This window comes from Streptomyces sp. CMB-StM0423, assembly GCF_002847285.1.
GTDB lineage: Bacteria > Actinomycetota > Actinomycetes > Streptomycetales > Streptomycetaceae > Streptomyces.
Genome location: NZ_CP025407.1, coordinates 3,221,635 through 3,243,909 on the forward strand (window position 1 = coordinate 3,221,635; position 22,275 = coordinate 3,243,909).

Consider the following 22,275-nt stretch of genomic DNA (forward strand, 5'->3'; position numbering starts at 1 on the left):
GCGGGCTGGCGCCGACCGCCGGCTGCGGGGTGCCGTCGAACCTCGCCTGCGAGGCGACGCCCAACCGTCGGCTACAGGCTGACGCCGACCGTCACCGGCTCGTTGACCAGCGTGACGCCGAAGGCGTCCCGTACGCCGTCGCGCACCTCGCGGGCGAGCGCGAGCAGGTCCTCCGTGGTCGCCGAGCCGCGGTTGGTCAGGGCCAGGGTGTGCTTGCTGGAGATGCGGGCCGGGCCCGTGCCGTAGCCGCGGGTGAAGCCGGCGTGGTCGATCAGCCAGGCCGCCGACGTCTTCGTACGCCCCTCCCCCGCCGGGAACGCCGGCGGGCGCGCGTCGGGGCCGAGGCGGTCGGCGACGCGGCCGAGGAAGGCGGCGTGCGCCTGCTCGTCGAGGATCGGGTTGGTGAAGAAGGAGCCGGCCGACCACGTGTCGTGGTCCTCCGGGTCGAGCACCATGCCCTTGCCCGCGCGCAGCTTCAGCACCGCGTCGCGCGCCTGGGCGGCCGGCACCCGCCCGCCGGGCGCGACGCCGAGCATGCGCGCCGTCTCCCCGTAGCGGATGGGCGCGGAGAGCCCGCCCTCGTCGGCGAGCCGGAAGCGGACGCGGAGCACGACGAAGCGGTCGGGGTCGGCCTTGAAGCGGCTGTGCCGGTACGAGAAGCCGCAGTCGGCGCCGGGGACGGTGACGGTCTCGCCGGTGGTGCGGTCGTACGCGACGACCTCGGTGATCGTCTCCGCGACCTCCTGGCCGTACGCGCCGACGTTCTGGATCGGCGTCGCCCCGGCCGAGCCGGGGATGCCGGCGAGGCACTCGACGCCGGCGAGTCCCGCGTCGACGGTGCGGGAGACGGCGTCTGACCAGTTCTCCCCCGCGGCCAGTTCGAGCGCGGTGCCGTCGAGGGCGAACCCCGCGGTGGCGATGCGCAGCGCGGTGCCGGGGAAGCCGGCGTCGGAGACGACGAGGTTGCTGCCGCCGCCGACGATCAGCAGCGGCGTCCCGGCGGCGTCGGCCGCGCGCACGGCGTCGACCACCTCGGCGTCGGTCGTGGCGGTGACGAGCCGGGCGGCGGGGCCGCCGAGGCGGAGGGTGGTCAGCGGGGCGAGGGGGGCGTCGTGGCGTACCTGCACGAGGCCAAGGTTACGGGCCGGGGGTGACAGCGCGCGTAAGCGGTGCCGGGAGGCCGAGGGCGGGAAGGAGCTCGCGCTCCTCGTACGCGAAGTGGGCGTCGAGGCGGCCGGCGAGGGCGTGCAGCTCGGCGAGGACGGGGGCGGCAGCCTGGGCAGCAGCCGCTTGCGGCACTGCGGCGGCCAGGTCGCGTACGCGCTCCAGCATCGCGGTGACGTCGTGGTGCTCCTCGCGGATCCGGGCGACGGCGGGGGCGAGGTGGGGGAACTGCCGCTCCATGGCGCCGAGGGCGCCGTCTTCCGCGCCGTGGTGCTCTTCGAGGGACCCGCCGTAGGCGAGGCAGTGGCGGCGGAGGTCACGGAGGCAGGCTCCCGGGCGGTGTCCGCACGTGCCCCTTCGGCAGCGGCCAGCACCCCTGCCAGCTCGCGGCGCAGATCCTCGTGCGCCTTGAGAAGTTGCTCCCCGGCGGCCAGGCGGCGCTGCGGGTCGGCGAAGGGGTTGGCGTCCGGGGAAGGGGCGGGGTGCAGGGCGACGACGGGGATGGTGCGTGCGGTGCCTCGCTCGTAGGCGGCGAAGGCGGGGTCGAGTCCGGCCTGCACCGCGTACATCCGGTCGCGTTCCGCGGCGGGCAGCGGGACGGCGTCGGCCTCGTACGCCGTCGTGCCGCCGGGGGCGTCGGCGTCCCGGATCTCGACGGTGACGCGGGGGTGGGCGAGGAGGTTGCGGTACCAGGCGGGGTGGTGGTCGGCGCCGCCGTTGGAGCCGAAGACGAGCAGGCGGGCGCCGTCGCGCAGGTAGACGACGGCGTCCTGGAGCGGCGCGAGGACCCGGCGGACCGGCGGCGGAAGCTGGTCAGCATCACGGCGGAGCGCCGCCCGGCGATCGACGGGTGGCTGGGGCGGAGCGCGGCGGCGTGGCGGGTGGCGCTGGAGCCGCTGACGGCGGCCGAGCGGCGGACGTTCGTGGAGACGCTGACGGCGTACGAGCGGCACCTGGGCGGCGGCGACCCGGCGTAGGGCCGGACGCCCGGACGGTACGGGCTACGCGCCCCCGCGGGGCGCCCGGTGGCGGCCGCGGCCCGCGGTCACGGCCCGTACGGCGAAGAACAGCACCACCGCGAGGGCGACGACGCCCAGGACCACCTTGGAGTACACGCCGACCAGGTCGCTGATCTCGTGCCAGCGCGAGCCCAGCCAGTAGCCGGCGAGCACGAACACCGTGTTCCACAGGGCGCTGCCCGCGGCCGTGAGGCAGAGGAAGACCGGCACCCGCATCCGTTCGACGCCCGCGGGCACCGATATGAGGCTGCGGAAGATCGGGATCATGCGGCCGAAGAAGACCGCCTTCGTGCCGTGCCGGAGGAACCATGCCTCCGTACGCTCGATGTCGCGCACCTTGAGCAGCGGCAGCTTCGCCGCCAGCCCGACGGTCCGCTCGCGGCCGAGCATCGCGCCCACCCAGTACAGCGCGAGGGCGCCGACGACGGAGCCGATGGTGGTCCAGACGAGGACCGCCGCCAGGTTCAACCCGCCCTGGCTGGCCGTGAATCCGGCGAGCGGGAGAATGACCTCGCTGGGCAGGGGCGGGAAGAGGTTCTCCAGCGCGATGGCCAGCCCGGCCCCCGGCGCCCCGAGATCCTCCATGAGCCCGGCGGCCCACCCCGCGACGCCACCGCTGGGCGCCTCTCCCGCAGCGATTCCGATCATGGTGATGACGTTACGTGTCCGGTCCGACAACCGGAATCCGGGGTCCCACCCAACCCCGTAAGGAAAACCACACCCCCCGGCTGTGCCGGACCGCACCCCGGACCATCGTGCGGAAAGCCGCAGTGCGCCCCTCCCCCGCCCGCGGTTAGCGTGACGGCATCATGCGTCCGATCCTGCTCCGCCGCCTGCGTACCGCGGCCGGGGTCCTCACCGGCGGCCTCACCGCCCTCGTCGAGCTGCCGCTGGTCGCCCTGTGCGGGCTGTGGCTCCTCGCCGCCTGGCCGTGGCAGGCCGCCGCCGGCGGCGCCCCGCGCGCGACGCGCCTGCCGTACGCGGCTGCCGCCCGCCTGGCGGCGGCGGAGCGCACGCGCATGACGTACTTCTACGGCAGCGAGCTCGCCCCGCCCCGTGCCACCCCCCGCGCGCTGCAGTACCTCGCGCTGCGCTGGGGCGTCGGCGCGCTCGGGGGCGCTGTGCTCTTGACGGCGCTGATCGGCGCGTTGTACGGCTCGACGCTGTTGTGGATCTGGTTCGTCGCGCGGGACGCCAACCCCTTCGTCATGCTCGCCTCCGGCCTCGGCGGCCTGTTTCTCCTCTTCCTCTCCATCCAGGGTGTGGAAAGCGTCGCCGCGCTCGACAACCACCTCGCCCACCGCTTCCTCGGCCCCAGCCCCGCCGACCTCCTCCAGCGCCGTATCGGCGAACTCGCCGCCACCCGGGCCGGGATCGTGGCCGCCGTACACGACGAGCGCCGCCGCATCGAACGCGACCTCCACGACGGCGTACAGCAGCGCCTCGTCGTCCTCGGACTGCTCCTGGGCCGGGCCCGGCGCACCGGGGCCGCCGACCCGGACAAGGCGCGGGAACTGCTCCGCCAGGCCCACGAGCAGTCCCAACTGGCGCTCACCGACCTGCGCGAGGTCGCCTGGCACGTCTACCCGGCGGCGCTGGACGACACCGGCCTGCGCGCCGCGCTGGAGGCGCTGGCGGAGCGCTCGGAGCTGCCCGTACGGATCGACTACGCGCTCGCGGACCCGCTGCCGGAAGCGGTGCGCACGGTCGCGTACTTCACCGTCTCCGAGGCCGTCACGAACGCGATCAAGCACTCGTCCGCCACGCTCGTGACCGTACGGCTGACGCGGGATGCGACCATGGCGCGCGTGAGCATCGAGGACGACGGTACGGGCGGCGCGGACCCCGCCGGCGGCGGTCTGCTGGGCCTCGCCCGCCGCATCGCCGCCCTCGACGGCCGGCTCGCCGTCTCCAGCCCGCCCGGCGGGCCCACCACCGTCACCGCGGAGCTGCCGTGCGCGTAGTGCTGGCCGACGACTCGACACTCCTCCGCGAGGGCCTCGCCCGCCTCCTCGCCGACGAGGGCCACGAGGTCACCGCCGCCGTCGGCGACGCCCCGGCCCTGGTCGCGGCCGTCGCCGCCGACCCGCCCGACGTCGCCGTCGTCGACGTCCGCATGCCCCCCGGCCATTCCGACGACGGCCTGCGCGCGGCGCTGGAGATCCGCGAACGGTGGCCGCAGACGGGGGTACTGGTGCTGTCGCAGTACGTGGAGCGGCGCTACGCGGCCGAGTTGGTCACCGGCAGCACGGGCGGCGTCGGCTATCTGCTGAAGGACCGCGTGGTCCAGGTCGACGAGTTCCTCGACGCCCTCGACCGCGTGGCCGCGGGCGGCACGGCCCTCGACCCCGAGGTCGTGCGCCGCCTCCTGACCCACAGCACCCGCACGGCCCCCCTGGACCGCCTGACCCCGCGCGAACGGGACGTCCTGGACCGCATGGCCCAGGGCCACACCAACGCCACGATCGCCACCCGCCTGCACATCTCGCAGAGCGCGGTGGAGAAGCACGTCAACGCGATCTTCGACAAGCTCGACCTGGGCCACACGCAGGGCTACAGCCGCAGGGTCCTGGCCATCCTGCGCTACCTGGAGCCGTGAGCCCGGGGGCGTAGCGGGCGCTGACGGCTCCGCCGCCGTCGCCGCCGTCGATGCCGCCGCCTCCGTACCGGCCGGGCACGCCGGGCGGAACGTCTGCCGCCGTGCGACGCTGCCGCTGGGGAGGTGGCGGCATACGGGCCGGACGTACGGAGGCGACATGAGCCCTGGCGGGCAGGAGACACCGCGGCACGGCGCGGAAGACGGGCCTGTACTGCGCCGCAGAACCCTGCTGAAGGCGGGTGCCGGGCTCGTCCCCGCGATCGCCGGCGCCTGCGACGCCCCCGCCGCCGGCGAAGGCGGCGCATCGGCCTCGCACCGGCCGGAGGACGAACGGGACCGGTCCGGGACCTCCGACTGGCGTATCCGCTCGCAAGGTCCCGCGGCGGCCGTCGCCGCGTATACCGACCGGGTGAGCGTGCGGCCGGGCGACGAGTGCGGCCTGTACGTGTCGACGACCGCCCCGTCCTTCAAGGTCTCGGCCTTCCGCATCGGCTGGTACGGCGGGGCGGGGGCGCGGCTGGTGTGGTCGTCCGGGCGGGTACGGGGCCGGGCCCAGTCCGGGCCCCGGCTGGTGTCCGGTACCCGTACGATCCGGGCGGAGTGGCGGCGCACGATGAGCCTCGACACGGAGGGCTGGCCGGAGGGTGCCTACCTGCTGCGGCTCGACACCCGGGACGGCCACCAGCGCTACGTCCCGCTCGTCGTGCGCTCGGAGCAGGGTGAGGGCCGGACGGTGCTGATGCACGCGCCCGCGACCTGGCAGGCGTACAACCGGTGGGGCGGCTACAACCTCTACGAGGGCCACTCCGGTTCGTACGAGAAGCGGTCCCTGGCCGTGAGCTACGACCGGCCCTACGACCGTGACGGCGCGGAGAAGTTCATGGTGTACGAGCGGCCGCTGGTGGTCCTCGCCGAACGGCTCGGCATCCCGCTGGCGTACACGACGGGGAACGACGTGCACCGCGACCCGCGGGTGCTGCGCGGGGCCGCCGCGGTGATCTCCCTGGGCCACGACGAGTACTGGACCCCGCGGCAGCGCCGGCACCTCACCGAGGCCCGCGACACCGGCACCAACGTGGCCTTCCTCGGCGCCAACACCTGCTACCGCCGCATCCGCTTCGAAGGGGACAGGGTGGTCTGCTACAAGTCCTCCTTCAAGGACGACCCCTGCTACACCAGCCGCCCCGCAGCGGTGACGGCGGACTTCCGCCAGGACCCGGAACCCGACCCGGAGTCCACGCTGACGGGCGTGCTCTACGAGGGCTACCCGACGGACGCCCCCTACGTCGTCCACACCGCGGGCCACTGGCTGTACGAGGGAACGGGCGTACGCCGCGGCGACGGCTTCGACCATCTGGTCGGCGTCGAGTACGACCGGGTCACCCCGGAGTCGCCGCACCCGGGGTCCATCGAGATCACCGCCCACTCCCCGCTGGTGTGCAACGGCCGCCGCAGCAGCAGCGATTCGGCGTACTACACCGTGCCGGGCGGCGCGGGCGTCTTCGCGACCGGCACCATGCGCTGGGTGGAGGCCCTGACGGCCAAGACCCCCCACGCGGGCCGCGTCCACGGCATGGACGCCCGCACCCGCGCCTTCGTCACCCGTACCACGGAGAACCTCCTGCACGCCTTCGCCGAAGGCCCCGCCGCCCGCCACCGGCCGAAGCCGAACCCGAACGTGAAGGAGATGTACGAGAAAGGAAGGCTGCGGGACCCCCGCAAACTGCTGAGGCCCGGGTTCCGGGGGGTAGCGGTGCGGGACGCCCGTACCTGACGGCGCGGGAGGGCGTCGTCAGATCCCGGAAGCCACCAGGTTCGGCTCGCCCGCCACCGCCAGGCGCCGGTGCCTGCCCTCGCCGAACAGCTCGCCGATCACCATCCCGGGAAACTCGATCGGCTCGGTGCGCCCCTGCAGCGCCACCCGCACCCGCCACTGCTCCCGGCGATGCTCCACGAGCACGTCCGCCCATTCACGCGACGGAACCACCACTCCGCGGAGCGCCGGGCCACCCTCGGGGCCGTACTCCCTGAACGTATGGACGAAGGGAAGCTCGGCGAGCAGCCACGCCAGATGCGCCCACGCCGGAGAAGCGGGCCGCGGCGCCCACTCCGTCCCGGCCCGCTCGCGGTCATCGGCGGGCACGGCACCGGCCTCGCCGACCGGAACCAGCGGATCCGGCTCGGGCGCCTTGCGGAAGGTGAACGTCTGGCTGACAGCGTCCAGGCGCGTCAGCTCGATGCCGAGCGGACCGCCCTTGAACGCCATGTCCGAGACCTGCTGGAAGAACGCCGACACGACCTGATCCCGCGCCTCCGGCACCCCGTCCCCGGCCTCCGGCCCGTCCAGCGGCCGGTACGAGCCCAGGTATCCGATCCGGCTCCTGCCCATACACATCCTCCACCTTCGTCCGGGTCGATTCTGCCGGAGGGCGGCGGTCCGCCGGTGGCCGGCGAACTTCCCTGCCGCGCAGCCCTGGACGAGGTTTGCGGACCGTCAGCCGCGGTGACATTGTGGTGCGCTCAGTCGAATACGGGGTGGGGGACGCTGATGCGTACAACGAGGTGGATCGCCTGCGCGGCGGTGGTGGTGGCGTTACTGGCGGGCTGCTCGGACTCCGGAGAGGACGAGGAGAACCCCGGGGCGAAGGACGGCAAGCGCACCGGCCCGTCGCCGAGTGCCGAGGCGACGCCGCCCGGCACCCAGTTGGAGGTGCCGACGCTGTACGACACGGGGCGCGGCTGGGAGTCGACGGAGGAGGGCACGCAGTTGCCGCTCCCGCGGACCGGCGCGGTGGCGGTGTACTGGGAGCGGCCGGGCGAGGGGGGACCCGACGAGCACGGGTTCACGGTCCTGGACGCCGCAACGGGCGAGAAGCGGTGGAGCAGCGTCCCCGTCAGCCCGCTGGGGAGTACGAATCTTCCGTACATCAGGGCGACCGTGGACGGCAAGGAGTATCTGGCCGTCTGGTCGTCCGGCACCACGGACGACGATGCCGTCAACCGCGGCAGGGAGATCGTCGCCATCGACATCTTCCCGGCCGATTCGTCCGGTGACGGCGTCCAACCGGTCCACGTCGAGGTGGACGGTGAGGGCAAGGTCCGCGACGGCGGCGCCGGCCTGCTGGTGGAGAGCGGCGACGACACCGTGGTGGCCGTCGACCCGGCGACCGGCGACACCACCGAGTACGGCATCGACGACCAGGAACCGCCGGCCGACTGCCCACAGTGCGAGAGCAGTTGGGAGGTTCGGGGACTCACGGCCAACGGTCTGCTGATGGGCACCAGCATCGACATCGACTACAGCGGCTTCTGGGTCCCCGGCGGCTGGACCTCCGCCGACCTCCGCCCGAAGGGCGTCGACCCGGATGGGTCGCCCATCGCCCAGGTCATCTCCGACGACCTCCTCGTCGTCGACTGGGGCCAGGAGCGGAACACCGACGCGATCGTGTGGAGCGCCGTCGACAGCGCCTCGGGTGAGACGCTCGCCACGGTCCGCTGTGAGGGGGACACGACCCCCATAGACGACCACATGTCGGCCAACGGCCGCTACCTCGTCCACGGGGGCCGCGTGTTCGACCTCGAAGAGGGCACAGGCGTCTGCTACGAGCGCACGGACTCGACAAACCCGGTCGAGTTCCAACTCGCCACCGACGAGGGCGTGGTGTACGGGAACGCCATCAACTCGGAGGGCTTCAGCTCCTCGGGGCGGCCGGTGCAACTCGACATGAGGACCGGCAAGATCCAGGAGTTCGACGACGTCAACATCGACTTCCCCTTCGGCGACACCGCCGGTTTCGGCCTGTTCTGGGACGAAGCGTCGCGCACGATGGTCGCGTACCCACACGCGAGCTGAACCCCCGCACCGCCCGCACCGCGGCACTGGACGAGCCCCCGTCTCCCGGGGCAGCGGTGCCGGAGGACGGAGCCGGGTGTGGTGTGGTCTGGTCACTGGTAGGTGAAGGGCAGGGAGTTGCTGGTGCCGCCGGGGGTGTGGACGGTGAGGGGGGCGGTTCCGGTGCCGGGTGGTGCGGTGGCGACGACGATGGTGTCGGAGATGGCGGCGAAGTTGGCGAGGGTGGCGCCGAAGAGGACTTTGTCGGTGTAGGTGAGGGCGGTGCCGTTGATGGTGATGTCGGTGCCGCCGGTGGTGGGGCCGGTGTTGGGGGCGAGGCTGGTGAGGACGGGTTGTGGTAGGTAGGTGTAGTAGGGGTTGCCGATGCTGGTGCTGCTGGTGCCTCCGGGTGTGGTGACGGTGACCACGGCGGTGCCGGTGCCGGCCGGTGCGGTTGCGGTGATCTCGTTGTCGCTCACGGCGACGTAGCCGGCGGTCTGGGCTGCGAAGTGGACGGCAGTGGTGCCGGTCAGGCCGGCCCCGAGGATGGTGACGCTGTTGCCGCCACCGTTGGGCCCGAAATGGGGATCGAGGTCTATGAGGACGGGCGCCGGTGCCGTGACGTAGGTGTAGGTGATGCTGTTGCTGGTGCCGCCCGGTGTCGTCACCGTCACGGCGACGGAACCCGAGCCCGCGGGTGCGGTGGCGGTGATCTGCGTGTCGTTGTTGACCGTGAATGCCGCTGAGGCGGCGCCGAAGTGGACCGAAGTGGCACCGGTGAATCCGGTGCCCGTGAGGACCACCTGAGTCCCGCCGCTCGTCGGCCCCTGGCCGGGTACGAGCCCGCTGAGTACCGGCGCCGGGACGTAGGTGTAGGTGAGGCCGTTGCTCGTCCCGCTCGGCGACGTCACCCGCACGGTCACGGCTCCGGAGCCCGGGGGCGCGACGGCTGTGATCGAGGAGTTGCTGACCACCCCGAAAGTGGCGGAGTTCGTGCCGAAGCGGACGGCGGTGGCGCCGGTGAAGGCGGAGCCGGAGATGGTGACCTGGTTGCCACCGGCGGCGGGGCCCTGGGTGGGATTGAGAGCGCTGATCACCGGTGCCATGGAAAGGACCTTTCTCGCTGTGTTTCTCGTCCGGGCGCTGTGCACATCTGTGCGCTCGCCATGCCCGGTTCGGGGGCGTGTGTGCCCTGGTTGCCCATGGCACACACGCGCGCGGTGTTGTGCGGTCAGGTGTTGAAGACCAGAGCGGGAGTGGTGGTGCCGCCGGGGTTGGTGACGGTCACATTGAGCGCCGTTCCCGTCGGGGCACCGGAGGGGACCGTCACGATCAGTTGGGTGTCGCTGGAAGCGGCGAAACTGGCCGGGAAGTCGGTCGGGCCTGCGGGGTCGGTGAAGGTCACCGCGCTGACATCGTAGAAGCCGGTGCCCGTGATGAGGACGCCGCTGTCTCCCGGCGACCCGGTACTGGGACTGATGGCCGTGGCCGTCGGCTGGTCGTAGTAGGAGTACTGGTCGGCGGCTCCGGTGATGGTGCTGGTCCCGCCCGGGTTGGTCACCGTGACGTTGACGGTGACCGGGGCGCCGGTGACGGCGAAGGAGGGCGGGGTGGCGGAGCGCTGGGAGTCGCTGACGACGGCGCCGAGGGTGCCGGCGCCGGCGGCACCGAAGGTGACCGCCGTGGCAGCGGCTAATCCGCTGCCGAAGAGGGTGCTGGCCGGCGGGGAGGTGTCGGGGCCGACGTTGGCGCTGACGCCCCCGATCGTGGGGGCGGCGATGTAGAAGAACGCCTTGCTGTTGCTGGTGGAGCTGCCCACGGTCACGCTGGCGTTGACCTGCCCGGCGCAACCGCCGGGGGCGGTGACGCTGATCTGGGTGTTGGCGACCGTGACCGTACCGTTCACGGACGTGCTGCCGAAGTGGACGACCGGCGTGCTGGCGAGGGCGCCGAACCCGGTACCGGTGATGGTCACCGAGGTGCCGGCCGTGCCCTGGGTGGGGCTGATGGACGTGATGAAGGGGGCCATGGGGTCCTCTCCTTTGCGGAGTGAGTTCTGCCGCCGCATCCGGATCAGTGCCGCGTGCGGCAGCAGACACGAGGAAGCAGATCGGATCACCACGCCGGGTACGCCCGTGACCGGGTTGCCGAGCCGAGGCGTCTTGGGAATCGCGGCACTGCCGCCGATGCCCCCAGCGGAGGGATGTGCGGTCCGCCTGTGTCGGACATAGCCAGTGAGCCACTCGGGTGAAAGAAGTGGCAAGAATATGCACGACACATCACCCAAACGAGTTACATCCGAGTGACTGTTGGGACATATGAACACATGTGAGTCGATCCACCTCCCCGCCCGGCCGCACCCGCATGTTCCGCGCTGAGACGGGAGGAACCGGAAGCACCACGGAGAAAAGGGGGTGTTACTCCGGGGGGGGTATTCCGTGTGATCCAAGTGGACCGTCTCCCGAGTGCCTTCCGTGTCGTCACCGCAAAGGGCGACTACGGTCCTCGGCTGTCCGGCCGGGTGCACAAGCCCGGAAAACCCTCGTTCAAGGAGCCCATCAGTGAGTCGTTGGCAGCGATGGAGATTCTGGAAGACAGCGTTCTTCTGCGCACTGGCCGCAGTCATCGGCCTGGCTTCCCCGGCCGCAGCCCTGGAGCCCTCGACCACCTCGGTCACCGCAACACCCTCAACCGCAGCCGTCGGGGCACCGGTGGAACTGGACGCCACGGTCAGTTGCCCCGAGGACCCCAGCGGCGGCCTGGGCGTCTCCTTCTTCGACGGCCCCGACCTCCTGGCCACCGTCCCGGTCGCCCCCGACGGCACCGCAACATACGACACGACCTTCGCCACCACAGGCACCCACACCATCACCGCCGCCTACAACGGCAACGACAACTGCGCCGCCTCCAACGACGAAGCCACCGTCACGGTCTCCTCCTCCCCCACTCCCCCCGACCCGCCCTACGGCTTCTGCGTCCTCGCCTGCGGCGGCGTGATCAACTTCACCGTCGGCAACATCGACAACGACGTCGTCGTGTACTGAACACCCCGACGACCGGGCGCCGCTCGCCGTGATCAATGGCTGAGCGGCGCCCGCAGCCGTCCCACACCACCGCCGCCACGAGACCCCCCTACACGAACGCGCCTGGTAACGCGCCCGGATCGGCGAACTTGCCGGGCCGCGCACAACCGCCGCCCCCGGGTGAATCGCCGGCAGAAGCAGGGCTTGCGGCCGCCGGTGCGGCGCGGAGCTGGGCGAGGTCGGCCCGCGTTCATCGTGCCGTGCGCTACCTCCTCCCACGGGCACCGTATTAAAAGGAATAACTAATGAGAAGGTGAAAACAGGTGCACGAGGGAACGTTTCTTTCCCAAATGCTACTTGCGCGCCGGTACATGCGACTTCGATTCCGGTTCACCACTTTGCGCACTTGCCAGAGGCAATCGGAAACATGAGAATGGCTGCAGGGGGGTCTGGTTCTCGCACGGGGCTGCTTGGTCAAATTTCCTCATTGAGTGACGGCACGGCCGGTCCGCTCAGGGGTTCTTTGAAAGGATGAAGATGGCTGCCCGCAAGCTTGTTTCTCGTCCGCCGAATCAGAGACTTGAGGCCCTGCTGCACGAGGCGGGGATCTCGAATGCCGGACTCGCTCGGCGAGTGAACATCCGGGGCAGCCAGCGCGGACTCAACCTGCGTCACGACAAGACCTCCGTGAGTCGGTGGGTGCGTGGTCAGCGTCCTCGAATCCGCACGGCCGTGATTATCGCCGAAGTACTCAGCGAGAAACTCGACCGTACCGTATCGCTGGACGAGATCGGAATGGGGTACGGGAAAAGCCTGGCCAGTAACGTCGGTCTGAAATTTGCACCAGATCTGCCCGAGGCCATCCAGTCGACATGCGAACTCTGGTCCTGCGACGCCGACCCCCGGGGCCTGGTGTTCGGCCCCACGGTGGCGGTCTCCACCCTGATCGGCCCCAGCCGCGACTGGCTCATCACGGCATGCGATGCGGAGGTCTCCCGCGAGGGCGGCTCACAGGTGCACCTCGCCGACGTGGAGGCGGTGCGGGAGACGACCCTGGCGCTGTCCGGGCTCGACCGCAGCTTCGGCGGCGGCCACACGCGTTCCGTCGCGGTGCACTACCTCAACGTATTCGTCTCCGGACTGCTCTCAGGCACCTACACGGAGACGACCGGCCGCAGCCTCTTCGCCGCCGTTGCCCAACTCGCCAAGCACACCGGCCTCATGACGGTGGACACCGGCAGGCCCAGTCTGGCGCAGCGCTACTACATCCAGGCGCTCAGGCTGGCTCAAGCGGCCGGCGACCGCGCGCTCGGTGGATTCGTGCTGGCCGACGGTATGGCCTATATCGCGCCGCTTCTCGGTCACCCACGAGAAGTGGTGCCACTCGCCCTCGCCGCCCGTGGCGGCACCGGCGGCCTCACTACCCCGTCCTTGGAAGCACTGTTTCACCTGGCGGAGGCACGCGGGCACGCTTTGCTTGGCGACGCATTCTCCTGCGAGCGGAGCGCAGACCTCGCACTGGAGACGTTCGACGAAACGTCCGCGGACGGCGAACCCCGGTGGATCGCGGACTTCACCGCGGCGCACCTGGCCGACGGGCTGGCCCATTGCTACCGCGATCTGGGCCGTCCGGCCGAGTCGGCCCGTTGGGCTCAGACGGCGCTCGACGGCCTGCCCCTGAGAGACGTACGCCGTCGCGCCATCGATCTGCTGCTACTTGCCACTGCACAGGCCGAGGCCGGTCAGGTGACGGAGGGGTGTCACCACGCCTTGCGCGCACTGGAATTACTCGGCGGACTGCGCTCCCACCTCGGCATGGAGTATCTGAGTGATTTCCGCGGACGCCTGCAAGGCAACCGGGACAGCGAAGCGCGGCGGGCGTTCGAGGACCGGATGGCCGACAGCGCAACCACGTTGGGCAGGCAGCGAGGAGGGGAGGCCCGTGCCATGGAGACCGACCTGGGCCGCTGGCACGTTGCGGACGCCGGCCCCGTGCCTCAGACACCGGCTGCAAGGTAGCGGCCGGCGACGTTCGAGGCCGGCACTGCGGCGGGGGCTGATGCGGCAGAGCCTTGCCGCAGCGGCGGTAGACGGCGGGGGCGGGTGACGCCGCATCAATCGACGAACTGCCGGATGGTGCACTCGCGGGCGACGGGCTCCGGGAACGGTTTGCTTACGTCCCGGGGCCCGTCAGGAATGCAGCGCACTCAGGAGGGAACCAGTCCCAGACGTTCGGACAGCCCTTCGGCGAGTGCCGCGAGGGTACGGTGCCGCCACACGAAGTCGCCGGCCAGGCGCACGCCAAGGACCGGTTCGATGCGCGCCCGCACCTCGGTGGCCAGCAGCGAGTCGAAGCCCAGGCTGCGCAGCGGGGTCTGCGGATCGATCCTCGTAGCGCCGATCCGGAGCACCGCGCGGATGTGCTCGGCCAGAAACGTCTCCAGCGCCCGCCGCTGGGCGGTGCCTGCCGGCATGGAGCGCAGCCGCTCCACCAGTTCCCCCGGGCTTTCCTCACTCCCGCTCGCCCCGGCGTCGCCGTCCGGCCTGACCAGGCTGAAGAAATCCCTGCCCCAGCCGGCTCGGGGAATCCACGTCCCAGCGTCTCCTGGAATGACCCCGGCCTGGACACTTCCATGTACCAGCAGTTCCTGCAGCGCCTGGAATCCCATCTCCGTAGGGATGGTCCGGTATCCGCGTCGGGCGAAATCAGTAGCTGCCCCGATTTCACCCCATGGACCCCAGTTGACCGCCAGCGTGGGCAGCCCGAGAGCCGTTCGCCAGGCCGCGAAGGCATCCAGCCAAGCGTTCGCCGCCGCGTACCCGGCCTGGCCGGGATTCCCCAGCAGTGACGCCATGGAGGAGTGGACCACGAACCAGTCGAGCCGGTGCGAGGCGGTCGCCCGATGGAGGTGCCATGCGCCGTCGGCCTTCGGTTTCCATGCCTTATGGAGCCTCTCCTCGTCCAGTGTCGTGACGGCGGCGTCCGCCAGCACCATGGCACCGTGCACGACGCCCCGCAGCGGCCACGGCTGTTTCCCGGCCGCGGCCACCAGGCGCTCCGCCGTCTGCTGCTCGGCGATGTCGCCCAGCACGACCGTGATCTTGGTGCCCTGGGCGTCGAGGTCGCGCAGCGTTGCCGTGGCCTCGGGGGTGGGCGTGGTACGCCCGTTCAGCACCAGATGACCGGCGCCCTGCCGGGCCAGCCACTGCGCGGTGGCCAGTCCCACGCCGCGCAGGCCACCGGTGATGATGTACGCCCCGTCTCGTCGCGCGGTCACTGGCCCGGCAGGCAGCACGGCGACGGTCTCGCCCTTCGCGGGCGTCGTCAGCACCACCTTGCCCAGGTGGCGTGCTCCCGCCATGAGCCGGAACGCCTGAGAGGCGGCAGTGATCGGAAACGTCGTGGAGTGCAACGGCGCGAGCTCGCCCGCCGTGAACTGGCCGAGCACCTCCCGCAGCACCGTGTCGAACACCTCCGGCTGTGATCGCTGAAGTTCGATCAGGTCGACGGTACGGAACGTGATGTTGTGCCGCAGCGGCGAGAGCCCGAGCAGCCCGTCGGAGAGGATGTCGCGCACGCCCAGCTCGATGAAGCGTCCGAAGGGACGGAGTGTTTCCAGCCCGGCTCTGATGGCCGCTCCCGAGAGGGAGTTCAGCACCACGTCGACGCCCTCGCCGCCGGTTGTCTCGCGGGTCTGGTCCCGGAAGTCCAGCGTCCGGGAATCCATCACCTCGGTGATTCCCATAGCCAGCAGATGGCCGCGTTTCTCTGCACTGCCCGCGGTGGCCAGCACCTCCGCCCCCAGATGCCGGGCGACGGCGATGGCCGCAAGTCCCGTACCACCGGTTGCCGAGTGGATCAGCACGCGTTCCCCCGGGGCAAGCCGCGCGACATGGCGCAGCGCGTACCACGCGGTGAGAAACGGGATCGGCAGTCCGGCGGCGGCGACGGCGCCGAGACCCGGGGGGATCGAGGCGACGGCTCTGGCCGGCAGGGTGACGAAGGAGGCGAAGGCGCCGCCCTCCAGACTCACGGCGAGTACGTCGTCCCCCACGCAGAAACGCTCGACGCCGGGACCGACGGCCGTAACGACACCCGCGCACTCGAAACCGATCCCGTCGAAGGCACCGGTCGCTCCGGCACCGGCGCCGGCGTCGGGGAGCATGCCGAGGGCGATCAGGACGTCGCGGAAGTTCAGCCCGGTGGCGGTCACACGCACCTCGACCTCGCCGGCGCCGGGCACGATCCGAGGTGACTCGGCCAGCCGCAGGCTCGTCAGATCGCCGGGGCGGCGCACACGCAGCCGGAATCCGTCTTCGCCGCTGCGCACCATGCGCGCGGCCAGGACTCGCTCGCCCTTCGCCAGCGGCGTCCGCTCCAGTCTGGCGACGTGCCGCGCCCCGCCGCGCAGCGCCACCTCGTCCTCAAGGTCCTCGGTGTCGGGCACCTGATAGGACATCAGCTCATGGGCCAGCTCCCGCAGTGCGGCGCGGTCGCCGCCCTTGCCGGTGTCCGGGCCGGAGCGGGCGTCCGCGTCGACCAGAGTGGCCTGCAACTCGGGGTGCTCCAGCGCCAGCACACGCACCACGCCGCGCAGCGCTCCCTGGGCGGGATCGGCCGTATCGCCGGGGCGCACCGGGCGGGCGCCCCTCGTCACGGCGTAGAGGCGCACCGACCCGGCCGCCACACCCGTGATCGCCTGTGCGGCGGCAAGCAGGAGCCTGACCTGCCGCAGGCCCACCGCCGCAGGGTCGTGCCCCGCCTCTCCGTCCCCGTCCCCGTCCTGCCGGCACAGCACCGCTACCACTCGGGGCGGCTCCTCGGATGCCCCCAGCCGCGCGACGAGTGAGGCCGTCAGCCTCTGAAGTCCTTCGTGAGCGGGAGGCGGCTTCCACACCTCTGCCTTCCCGCCTGCCGACTCGATGGCGCGGGCCAGCGCACGGGAGCTCTCGGCGTCCTGCCCGCTTTCGCTGATGATCAGCGTGGTCGGCGCCGACACGTCCCGCGACGGGGTGCGGCGCGGGGACTCGGACCATCTGATGCCGCTGAACCAACTGTCCACCGCTTTGGAGTTCGTGGCGGCGCGCCGTGTGAACTTCAGGCCGTCGATGGACAGCACGGGGCTGCCCGCCTGGTCCAGCAACTGCACGTTGCCGGTGAGGGCGTCGTCGCTCGTCTCGGCGATGTGTGAGTGGCAGTACACCGTGGTGGCGGGATCGCCCAGGACACGCAGGTCCCGCATCCCCACCGGGAGCAACGTCCCCGAATCGGCCTCCTCGATCAGCCGTGCGGCAACGAGTTGGGCGCACAGGTCGATGAGCACGGGATGAACACGCAGAGACGTGGGCACGGACCGCCTGGCCTCCTGGGGGACCTCGACCTGTGCCCAGTAGCTCTCGCCGTCCTCGGCTCCGCGCAACCCCGTCACCCCTGCGAAGGCCGGCCCGTGCGTGAGTCCACGGGCCCGCAGGCTCTCGTAGAGGGTGCGCGGGTCGAGGCGCCGGGGATGCCCGGAGGCGAGGGAGCCGACCGACGAGAGCGAGGAACGCGGCACCGGAGCGCGGCGGCGCAGCACTGCTGTGGCCTGCAGTACCCAGGTGTCCTTCTCGCCGCGTGCGTAGATCTCACACTGCGCGTGGTCGGCGTCCGTCAGTGTCACGGTGGTGCTGACGGGGGTTCGCTCGGTAAGGCGCAGGAGTTCCAGGAAGCGCAGGTCGGCGACCTCCACCTCGTCCGGTCCGGCGTTGAACGCATCGCAGGCGCAGCTCAGCGCGATGGCGCAGTGGACCGCGCCCGGCAGGGCCACCGAGCCGTACACCTGGTGATCCGCCAGCCAGGGGAGGCGGGAGATGCCGGTGTCCCCGTGCCAGCACAGGCGGTGCGGCGTTCCGGGAATCTCCGTACGCCTGCCGGGTAGCGGGTCGGCATCGGCGCCGGCCGGGCTTGCCTCCGAGCGAGGCCGGGGGATCTCCGGACGGGTGAAATGGCGCGTGCGGTCGAACGCGATGGTGGGCACTTCCGCGAGCTGCGCATCCGCGTAGAGCACGGACCAGTCCACGGTGCCCCCGGCGCAGTGCAGCGCTGCCAACTGAACTCGCAGCGTGGCAAGTTCGTCTTCGTCTCGGAGCAGCGTGGGCAGCACCACCGGCTCGGTCGCCTGATCGTTGGGCGCGGCGAGGCTGCGGGTGAGGGCCCGGCTCACGACGGGGTGGGGCGAGATCTCCACGTAGAGCGGGTGGCGGTCGGCGGCAGCGGCGGCCACGGCGGCGGCGAACCGCACCGGGCGGCGCAGGTTCTCGCACCAGTAGCCGGCGTCGAAGGCCGGCCGGCCGTTGGGGTCGTCGAGCACCGTCGAGTAGAAGGGCAGATGCGGTGACGTGGGTGTCAGATCGACGAGCGCGGCACGGAGATCATCGAGCAGTGGGTCCACCTGCGGCGAGTGCGAGGCCACGTCCACCGCGACGGTGGACGCCGGGACGCCGCGCGCCTGCCAGTCCTCCACCATCCGGTGCACGCGGGCCGTGTCCCCCGCCACCACGGTGGCCCCGGGGGCACCGAGCACCGCCACCGAGACCTGCCCGGCGGGGGTGTCCGGGTCCGCGCCGACCGCGGCGATCTCCGCCTCGACCGTCTCCGCGTCCAGTTCCACGCTCGCCATGGCGCCCTTACCGGCGATGCGCTCCAGCAGTGCGGAGCGACGGCAGATCACCCGTACCCCGTCCGGCAGCGACAATGCTCCGGCGACCACGGCGGCAGCCACCTCGCCCATCGAGTGCCCGATGACCCCGGCCGGCTCCACGCCGTGGCCGCGCCAAGCGGCGGCAAGCGCGATCTGCAGTGCGAAGAGCACCGGCTGCACCCGTCCGCAGCCACTGACCGGCCGGCCCCGGCGCACCACGTCCAGCACCGAGAATCCGGCCTCTGCGGTGATGAGTTCGTCCACCTCCGCCAGCGCCGAGGCGAAGGCCGGCACGGTGCCCAGCAACCCGCTGCCCATTCCCGGCCATTGGGAGCCCTGCCCGGAGAAGACCCACACGGGCCGACGGGAGATACCCGAACCGACCGAGCCCGTCACCACATGTGGCCCCGCCTGTCCGGCGGCGTACATCCGCAGCGACTCCGCGAGCCGGCCGTGTGAATCGGCCACTACGCCCAGCCGGCCGCGGCCGGGGCTGCGCCGCATCGCAAGGGTATGGGCGACGTCCCGCAGCGGCACGCTCGCACCGCCCCCCTCCAGCCACTCGGCCAGGCGGAGCGCAGCGTCCGGCAGCACCGCGGTCGAACTGGCCGGGACCAGGAAGACCTCGGGCGCGGGCGAGGGCGGGGGCACCGCCGGCTTCTGCCTGCCCCGGCCGCCGCGTGACCTGCTGGTGGGAGGTTGCTCAAGGACCGCGTGGGCGTTGGTCCCGGCGAATCCGAAGGAAGAGACGGAAGCCAGCCGCGATCCGGAGCGGACCGGCCATTCGACGAGCCTGGTGGGCACGAACAGCCGCGTGCCCTCGGGCCGGCACGCCGGATTCCAGTCGGTGAAGTGGAGGTTGGGGGGGATCAGGCCCCGGCCGAGACTGCCGATGACCTTGATCAGCCCGGCGATACCGGCGGCCGGCTCCAGGTGGCCGAGGTTGGTCTTCACGGACGTCAGCGCGCACCGGCCGCCATCGGTTCGGCGCTCGCCGTACACCGCGGCCAGACTGGCGAACTCCGCCGGGTCGCCGACGGGCGTGCCGGTGCCGTGTGTCTCGACCATGCCGACGTCGCACGGGTCGACGCCCGCCGCCGACAGTGCACGGATGTACAAAGCCCGCTGAGCGTCGGAGGAAGGCGCTGCCAGTCCTTCCGAGGCGCCGTCCTGGTTGACCGCCGAGCCGCGTAGCACGGCCAGCACCCTGTCGCCCGCGCGCACCGCGTCGGCGAGTCGTTTGAGCACGACCACACCGCAGCCCTCCCCCCGCACGAAGCCGTCGGCGGCGGCGTCGAAGGCGTGGCAGTGCCCAGCGGCCGACAGCATGCCCATCCGCGCGAACGACTGCGTGGTCCGGGGCTGGAGGATAAGCGACACGCCCCCGGCCAGAGCGAGTTCGCACTCGCCCGCGTTGAGGGACTGGGCAGCCAGGTGGAGCGCCACGAGGGAGGAGGAACAGGCCGTGTCCAGGGACAGCGACGGCCCTCGCAGGCCGAGGAGGTAGGAGATCCGGCCCGGGGCGACACAATGGCCGTTGGTCAGGACGGAGCCTTCCAGTTCGCGCGGGTGGCCCGTGAGTCCGTCCATGTAGTCGTGGTAGCTCATGCCGGTGAAGACGCCCACGGGCATCCCGTTGAGCGACTCGGGGCGGAATCCGGCGTGCTCGAAAGCCTCCCACGCCACCTCAAGCAGCAACCGGTGCTGCGGGTCGAGAACTTCTGCCTCGCGGCCCGAGACGCCGAAGAAGTCGGCGTCGAAGCCTGAGACGTTGCGCAGGAAGCCGCCCCAGGGGCGGAACTGGGAGTCCGCACCTGCACTCAGCTCCGCCCGGTCCGAAGACAGCTCACCGACGGCGTCACGTCCGTCCGCCAGAAGCTGCCAGAGAGCCGCAGGAGAATCGGCGTCGCCGGGCAGCCGGCACCCCGCGCCGAGCACGGCGATCGCCGCACCACGCCCCCTCCGCGCGGCGTCGGGGAATCCCCCGCCTGCCTGCCCGGCGGTCCCGTCGTTCGCGCGGGCCGGCGCGTGTGGGTTGTCGTCCATGACTGGCCTCTCTCCCTACACCGCGTCCGCGCTGCCCAGGAGCATGGCGTGTTTCACGCCGCCGACCTGGTAGTTGAAGCTGAACGCGTGGTCGAAGTCGAGTGGGCGGGTCCTCGTGCCCGGCACGGGATCGAAGGGGAGCCCGTCGGTGGGCTGCTCGCAGTTGGCCGTCGGGCACACCTCGCCGTGCTCCATCATCAACAGCGTCAGCGCGGCGCCCAGACAGCCGGCCGCGGAGCCGTTGTGGCCGAAGATGCCTTCCTGCGACGTCATCAGCAGGTCGGAGGAGTCGCCGTACAGCTCCCTGACCGCCGCGGACTCGAAAGCGGTCACCACGGTGTTGCCGTCGCTGCCGCCGTGCACGTAGCCGATCTGCGACAGGCTCCAGGTCTCCCCGAGGCAGGCACGGACGGCCCTGACCAGCTCGGCACCCGTTTCGTCGCAGGCCAGCGGATTCGCCAGCCCGTCGCGGGTCATCGCCGTGGCGAGGATCTGGCCGTAGACATGCGCGCCGCGCTCCTCGGCGTGGCCACGGCTCTCCACGATGAGCGTGGCGGAGCCGGCACCGTGGTTGATGCTGCGGGCGCGACGGTCGTAGGGGCGCATCAGGTCCTCGAAGGACGGGACGAGCTCCGGCATCCCGTCGGTGCGCAGAGCGTCGTACGTGCGCTGGGCACCGCGCAGCAGCCGCTGGACCTTTTCGATCAGGTCGATGCTGAAGACATCGACACCCGTCACGGCGGCGACCTCCACCTCGTTCTGGGCGATGAGCCGCCGCGCCTGGCCGAGTTGTACGGCAGAGGAAGCGCAGCCGCAAGAGATCGTGAAGCACGGGCCGGTGGAACAGGTCAGCGCCGCCTGGACGAGGGACACGTCGGAAGGCGTCATGGCCTGCTCGGCCGCCACGAAGAGTTCCATCGCCTCCTGCGGACTGGTCCCCGCCGGATCGGCGCCCAGCACCGACATGTAGCTGTCGATGTTGGCATCGATACCGCCGCGCCCCGCCAGGATGGCCGCCTCGGCGAGCGCTGGGGAGCGGAGCTCCAACCCGGCGTCCGCGCATGCCTCGACGAAGGAGACCAGGCCGAAGCGGTGGGCCGCGGTGTAGTGCCTGGAGAAGAACTCGGGAACGTCGGGGAGGCGTTCGGTGAACATCTCGGGGGTGAGTTCCACGGACCCGTAGTACATGGGCGCGGCCCTCAGGAAGGTGCCGCCGCGTGACGCGACCTGCCAGAGATCGTCGGCAGTGAAGGTGGGTGTGGGGTCGCCTGGCAAGCAGAATCCCATGCCGGTGACAACAACGTCCTGGGCGCTCCTGGATCGATTCATCGGCGTTCCTTGTCTGAGGCGTGCGTCTGGCGGCGCAGAATCATTCCGCGATGAAGGTGCGATTGCGCCATCGATAGACCGGCGTGAGGATTCCGCTCACCTCGATGTACTCGCCGAGGAATTCGAAGTGCTCATAGCCGTTCCCCTGCATGATCTTGACCTTGCTCTCGTGATCCACCCTGGCCGCGGCGGGCAGGAGCGGAATCACGAACGGGCAATCGGCAAGAATGACGATCTTCGAATGCGGCACTGGACTGTCCTTCCGGTACACCCGGTCATGAAGAATACGTAACCGAACTCCTGCCTTCGCCGGCTAACCTGCCGAGGGTTTCAATGTCTGAGATGAGCGCCCGACGCGACCGCGTTGCCGCCGGGCCGGCGACCGTCACCGTCGACACTGGCCGTGGCGACGGTGACGGTCACGGGCCCGGCGGCGGAGCTCGCGGCCACTGCGGCGGCGAACCGGAGACTGCCGCCACCCCTCACCGGGCCGTTCTCTGTGCAGAGGCCAGAACTTGCAGGGAGGGGAATGCAGAGGAATCGCACTGGGTCGCAGGTGCCGTCCGGCGTAGTGACGTGGGGG

At 71.3% G+C, this 22,275-nt stretch carries 14 protein-coding genes and 2 pseudogenes; 6 read left to right on the forward strand and 10 right to left on the reverse strand.

Going from position 1 to position 22,275, the window contains the following annotated elements:
* Positions 1-71 precede the first annotated feature (71 nt).
* From CXR04_RS13740 to CXR04_RS13755, 4 genes and pseudogenes are all read right to left on the reverse strand, one after another.
* Positions 72-1,127, reverse strand: coding sequence for a UDP-N-acetylmuramate dehydrogenase (locus CXR04_RS13740; protein WP_101422318.1), 1,056 nt, complete (start codon positions 1,125-1,127; stop codon positions 72-74).
* A 10-nt stretch (positions 1,128-1,137) separates the two neighbouring features.
* Positions 1,138-1,437: pseudogene (locus CXR04_RS35855) on the reverse strand (hemerythrin domain-containing protein); the annotation flags it as partial.
* A 269-nt stretch (positions 1,438-1,706) separates the two neighbouring features.
* Positions 1,707-2,117, reverse strand: a pseudogene (locus tag CXR04_RS35860) (nitroreductase/quinone reductase family protein); the annotation flags it as partial.
* A gap of 48 nt (positions 2,118-2,165) precedes the next feature.
* Positions 2,166-2,768, reverse strand: coding sequence for a DedA family protein (locus CXR04_RS13755; RefSeq protein ID WP_101422320.1), 603 nt, complete (start codon positions 2,766-2,768; stop codon positions 2,166-2,168).
* Positions 2,769-2,992: 224 nt separating this feature from the next.
* Between CXR04_RS13755 and CXR04_RS13760 the strand changes: the two genes are divergently transcribed.
* The 3 genes from CXR04_RS13760 (at position 2,993) to CXR04_RS13770 (ending at position 6,556) form a co-directional block, all read left to right on the forward strand.
* Positions 2,993-4,147: a sensor histidine kinase gene (locus CXR04_RS13760; RefSeq protein ID WP_101422322.1), complete on the forward strand. Its 1,155-nt coding sequence runs from the start codon at positions 2,993-2,995 to the stop codon at positions 4,145-4,147.
* A complete protein-coding gene (locus CXR04_RS13765) occupies positions 4,147-4,782 on the forward strand; it encodes a response regulator (protein ID WP_199850630.1) in 636 nt (211 codons plus the stop codon). The genes CXR04_RS13760 and CXR04_RS13765 overlap by 1 nt, the downstream gene beginning before the upstream one ends.
* A 157-nt stretch (positions 4,783-4,939) precedes the next feature.
* On the forward strand, positions 4,940-6,556 hold the full coding sequence (locus CXR04_RS13770; protein WP_234380216.1) for a N,N-dimethylformamidase beta subunit family domain-containing protein: 1,617 nt from the start codon (positions 4,940-4,942) through the stop codon (positions 6,554-6,556).
* 18 nt (positions 6,557-6,574) lie between these two features.
* On the opposite strand, the gene CXR04_RS13775 is transcribed toward CXR04_RS13770, so the two are convergent.
* Entirely contained in the window at positions 6,575-7,171 is a 597-nt protein-coding gene (locus CXR04_RS13775; RefSeq protein WP_101422326.1) for a hypothetical protein, read from the reverse strand.
* A gap of 159 nt (positions 7,172-7,330) precedes the next feature.
* Here CXR04_RS13775 and CXR04_RS13780 point away from each other — a divergent pair, with 159 nt between their 5' ends.
* Complete coding sequence (locus tag CXR04_RS13780) at positions 7,331-8,635, forward strand: hypothetical protein (protein WP_159072314.1); 1,305 nt, start codon at positions 7,331-7,333, stop codon at positions 8,633-8,635.
* Between the two features lie 92 nt (positions 8,636-8,727).
* Here CXR04_RS13780 and CXR04_RS13785 read toward each other — a convergent pair whose 3' ends face one another.
* Positions 8,728-9,720 carry an IPT/TIG domain-containing protein gene (locus tag CXR04_RS13785; protein ID WP_101422329.1) on the reverse strand — a complete coding sequence of 331 codons (993 nt, stop codon included), beginning with the start codon at positions 9,718-9,720 and terminating at the stop codon, positions 8,728-8,730.
* A 125-nt stretch (positions 9,721-9,845) separates the two neighbouring features.
* Positions 9,846-10,643 carry an IPT/TIG domain-containing protein gene (locus CXR04_RS34820; RefSeq protein WP_159072315.1) on the reverse strand — a complete coding sequence of 266 codons (798 nt, stop codon included), beginning with the start codon at positions 10,641-10,643 and terminating at the stop codon, positions 9,846-9,848.
* A gap of 532 nt (positions 10,644-11,175) precedes the next feature.
* On the opposite strand from CXR04_RS34820, the gene CXR04_RS13805 reads away from it, so the two are divergent.
* Both CXR04_RS13805 and CXR04_RS13810 read left to right on the forward strand, forming a co-directional pair.
* Positions 11,176-11,658, forward strand: a complete 483-nt coding sequence (locus CXR04_RS13805) for an Ig-like domain-containing protein (protein ID WP_199850457.1) — start codon at positions 11,176-11,178, stop codon at positions 11,656-11,658.
* A 516-nt stretch (positions 11,659-12,174) separates the two neighbouring features.
* Positions 12,175-13,656: a helix-turn-helix domain-containing protein gene (locus CXR04_RS13810; protein ID WP_234380217.1), complete on the forward strand. Its 1,482-nt coding sequence runs from the start codon at positions 12,175-12,177 to the stop codon at positions 13,654-13,656.
* Positions 13,657-13,844: 188 nt separating this feature from the next.
* Here CXR04_RS13810 and CXR04_RS13815 read toward each other — a convergent pair whose 3' ends face one another.
* The 3 genes from CXR04_RS13815 to CXR04_RS13825 are packed head-to-tail and all read right to left on the reverse strand — an operon-like array spanning position 13,845 to position 21,942.
* The gene (locus tag CXR04_RS13815; protein ID WP_101422333.1) at positions 13,845-20,363 is read right to left on the reverse strand and encodes a type I polyketide synthase; all 6,519 of its coding nucleotides are present in this window, start codon (positions 20,361-20,363) and stop codon (positions 13,845-13,847) included.
* A gap of 15 nt (positions 20,364-20,378) precedes the next feature.
* Positions 20,379-21,692, reverse strand: a complete 1,314-nt coding sequence (locus CXR04_RS13820) for a beta-ketoacyl synthase N-terminal-like domain-containing protein (RefSeq protein WP_101422335.1) — start codon at positions 21,690-21,692, stop codon at positions 20,379-20,381.
* A 40-nt stretch (positions 21,693-21,732) separates the two neighbouring features.
* Positions 21,733-21,942 carry a DUF5988 family protein gene (locus CXR04_RS13825; protein ID WP_101422337.1) on the reverse strand — a complete coding sequence of 70 codons (210 nt, stop codon included), beginning with the start codon at positions 21,940-21,942 and terminating at the stop codon, positions 21,733-21,735.
* Positions 21,943-22,275: the final 333 nt, after the last annotated feature.

Coding starts and splice junctions, on each gene's coding strand:
- CXR04_RS13755 (WP_101422320.1), bottom strand. CDS start 2,768: ATGGAGGATCTCGGGGCGCCGGGGGCCGGGCTGGCCATCGCGCTGGAG.
- CXR04_RS13785 (WP_101422329.1), bottom strand. CDS start 9,720: ATGGCACCGGTGATCAGCGCTCTCAATCCCACCCAGGGCCCCGCCGCC.
- CXR04_RS13780 (WP_159072314.1), top strand. CDS start 7,331: ATGCGTACAACGAGGTGGATCGCCTGCGCGGCGGTGGTGGTGGCGTTA.
- CXR04_RS13810 (WP_234380217.1), top strand. CDS start 12,175: ATGGCTGCCCGCAAGCTTGTTTCTCGTCCGCCGAATCAGAGACTTGAG.
- CXR04_RS13760 (WP_101422322.1), top strand. CDS start 2,993: ATGCGTCCGATCCTGCTCCGCCGCCTGCGTACCGCGGCCGGGGTCCTC.
- CXR04_RS13770 (WP_234380216.1), top strand. CDS start 4,940: ATGAGCCCTGGCGGGCAGGAGACACCGCGGCACGGCGCGGAAGACGGG.
- CXR04_RS13820 (WP_101422335.1), bottom strand. CDS start 21,692: ATGAATCGATCCAGGAGCGCCCAGGACGTTGTTGTCACCGGCATGGGA.
- CXR04_RS13815 (WP_101422333.1), bottom strand. CDS start 20,363: ATGGACGACAACCCACACGCGCCGGCCCGCGCGAACGACGGGACCGCC.
- CXR04_RS34820 (WP_159072315.1), bottom strand. CDS start 10,643: ATGGCCCCCTTCATCACGTCCATCAGCCCCACCCAGGGCACGGCCGGC.
- CXR04_RS13775 (WP_101422326.1), bottom strand. CDS start 7,171: ATGGGCAGGAGCCGGATCGGATACCTGGGCTCGTACCGGCCGCTGGAC.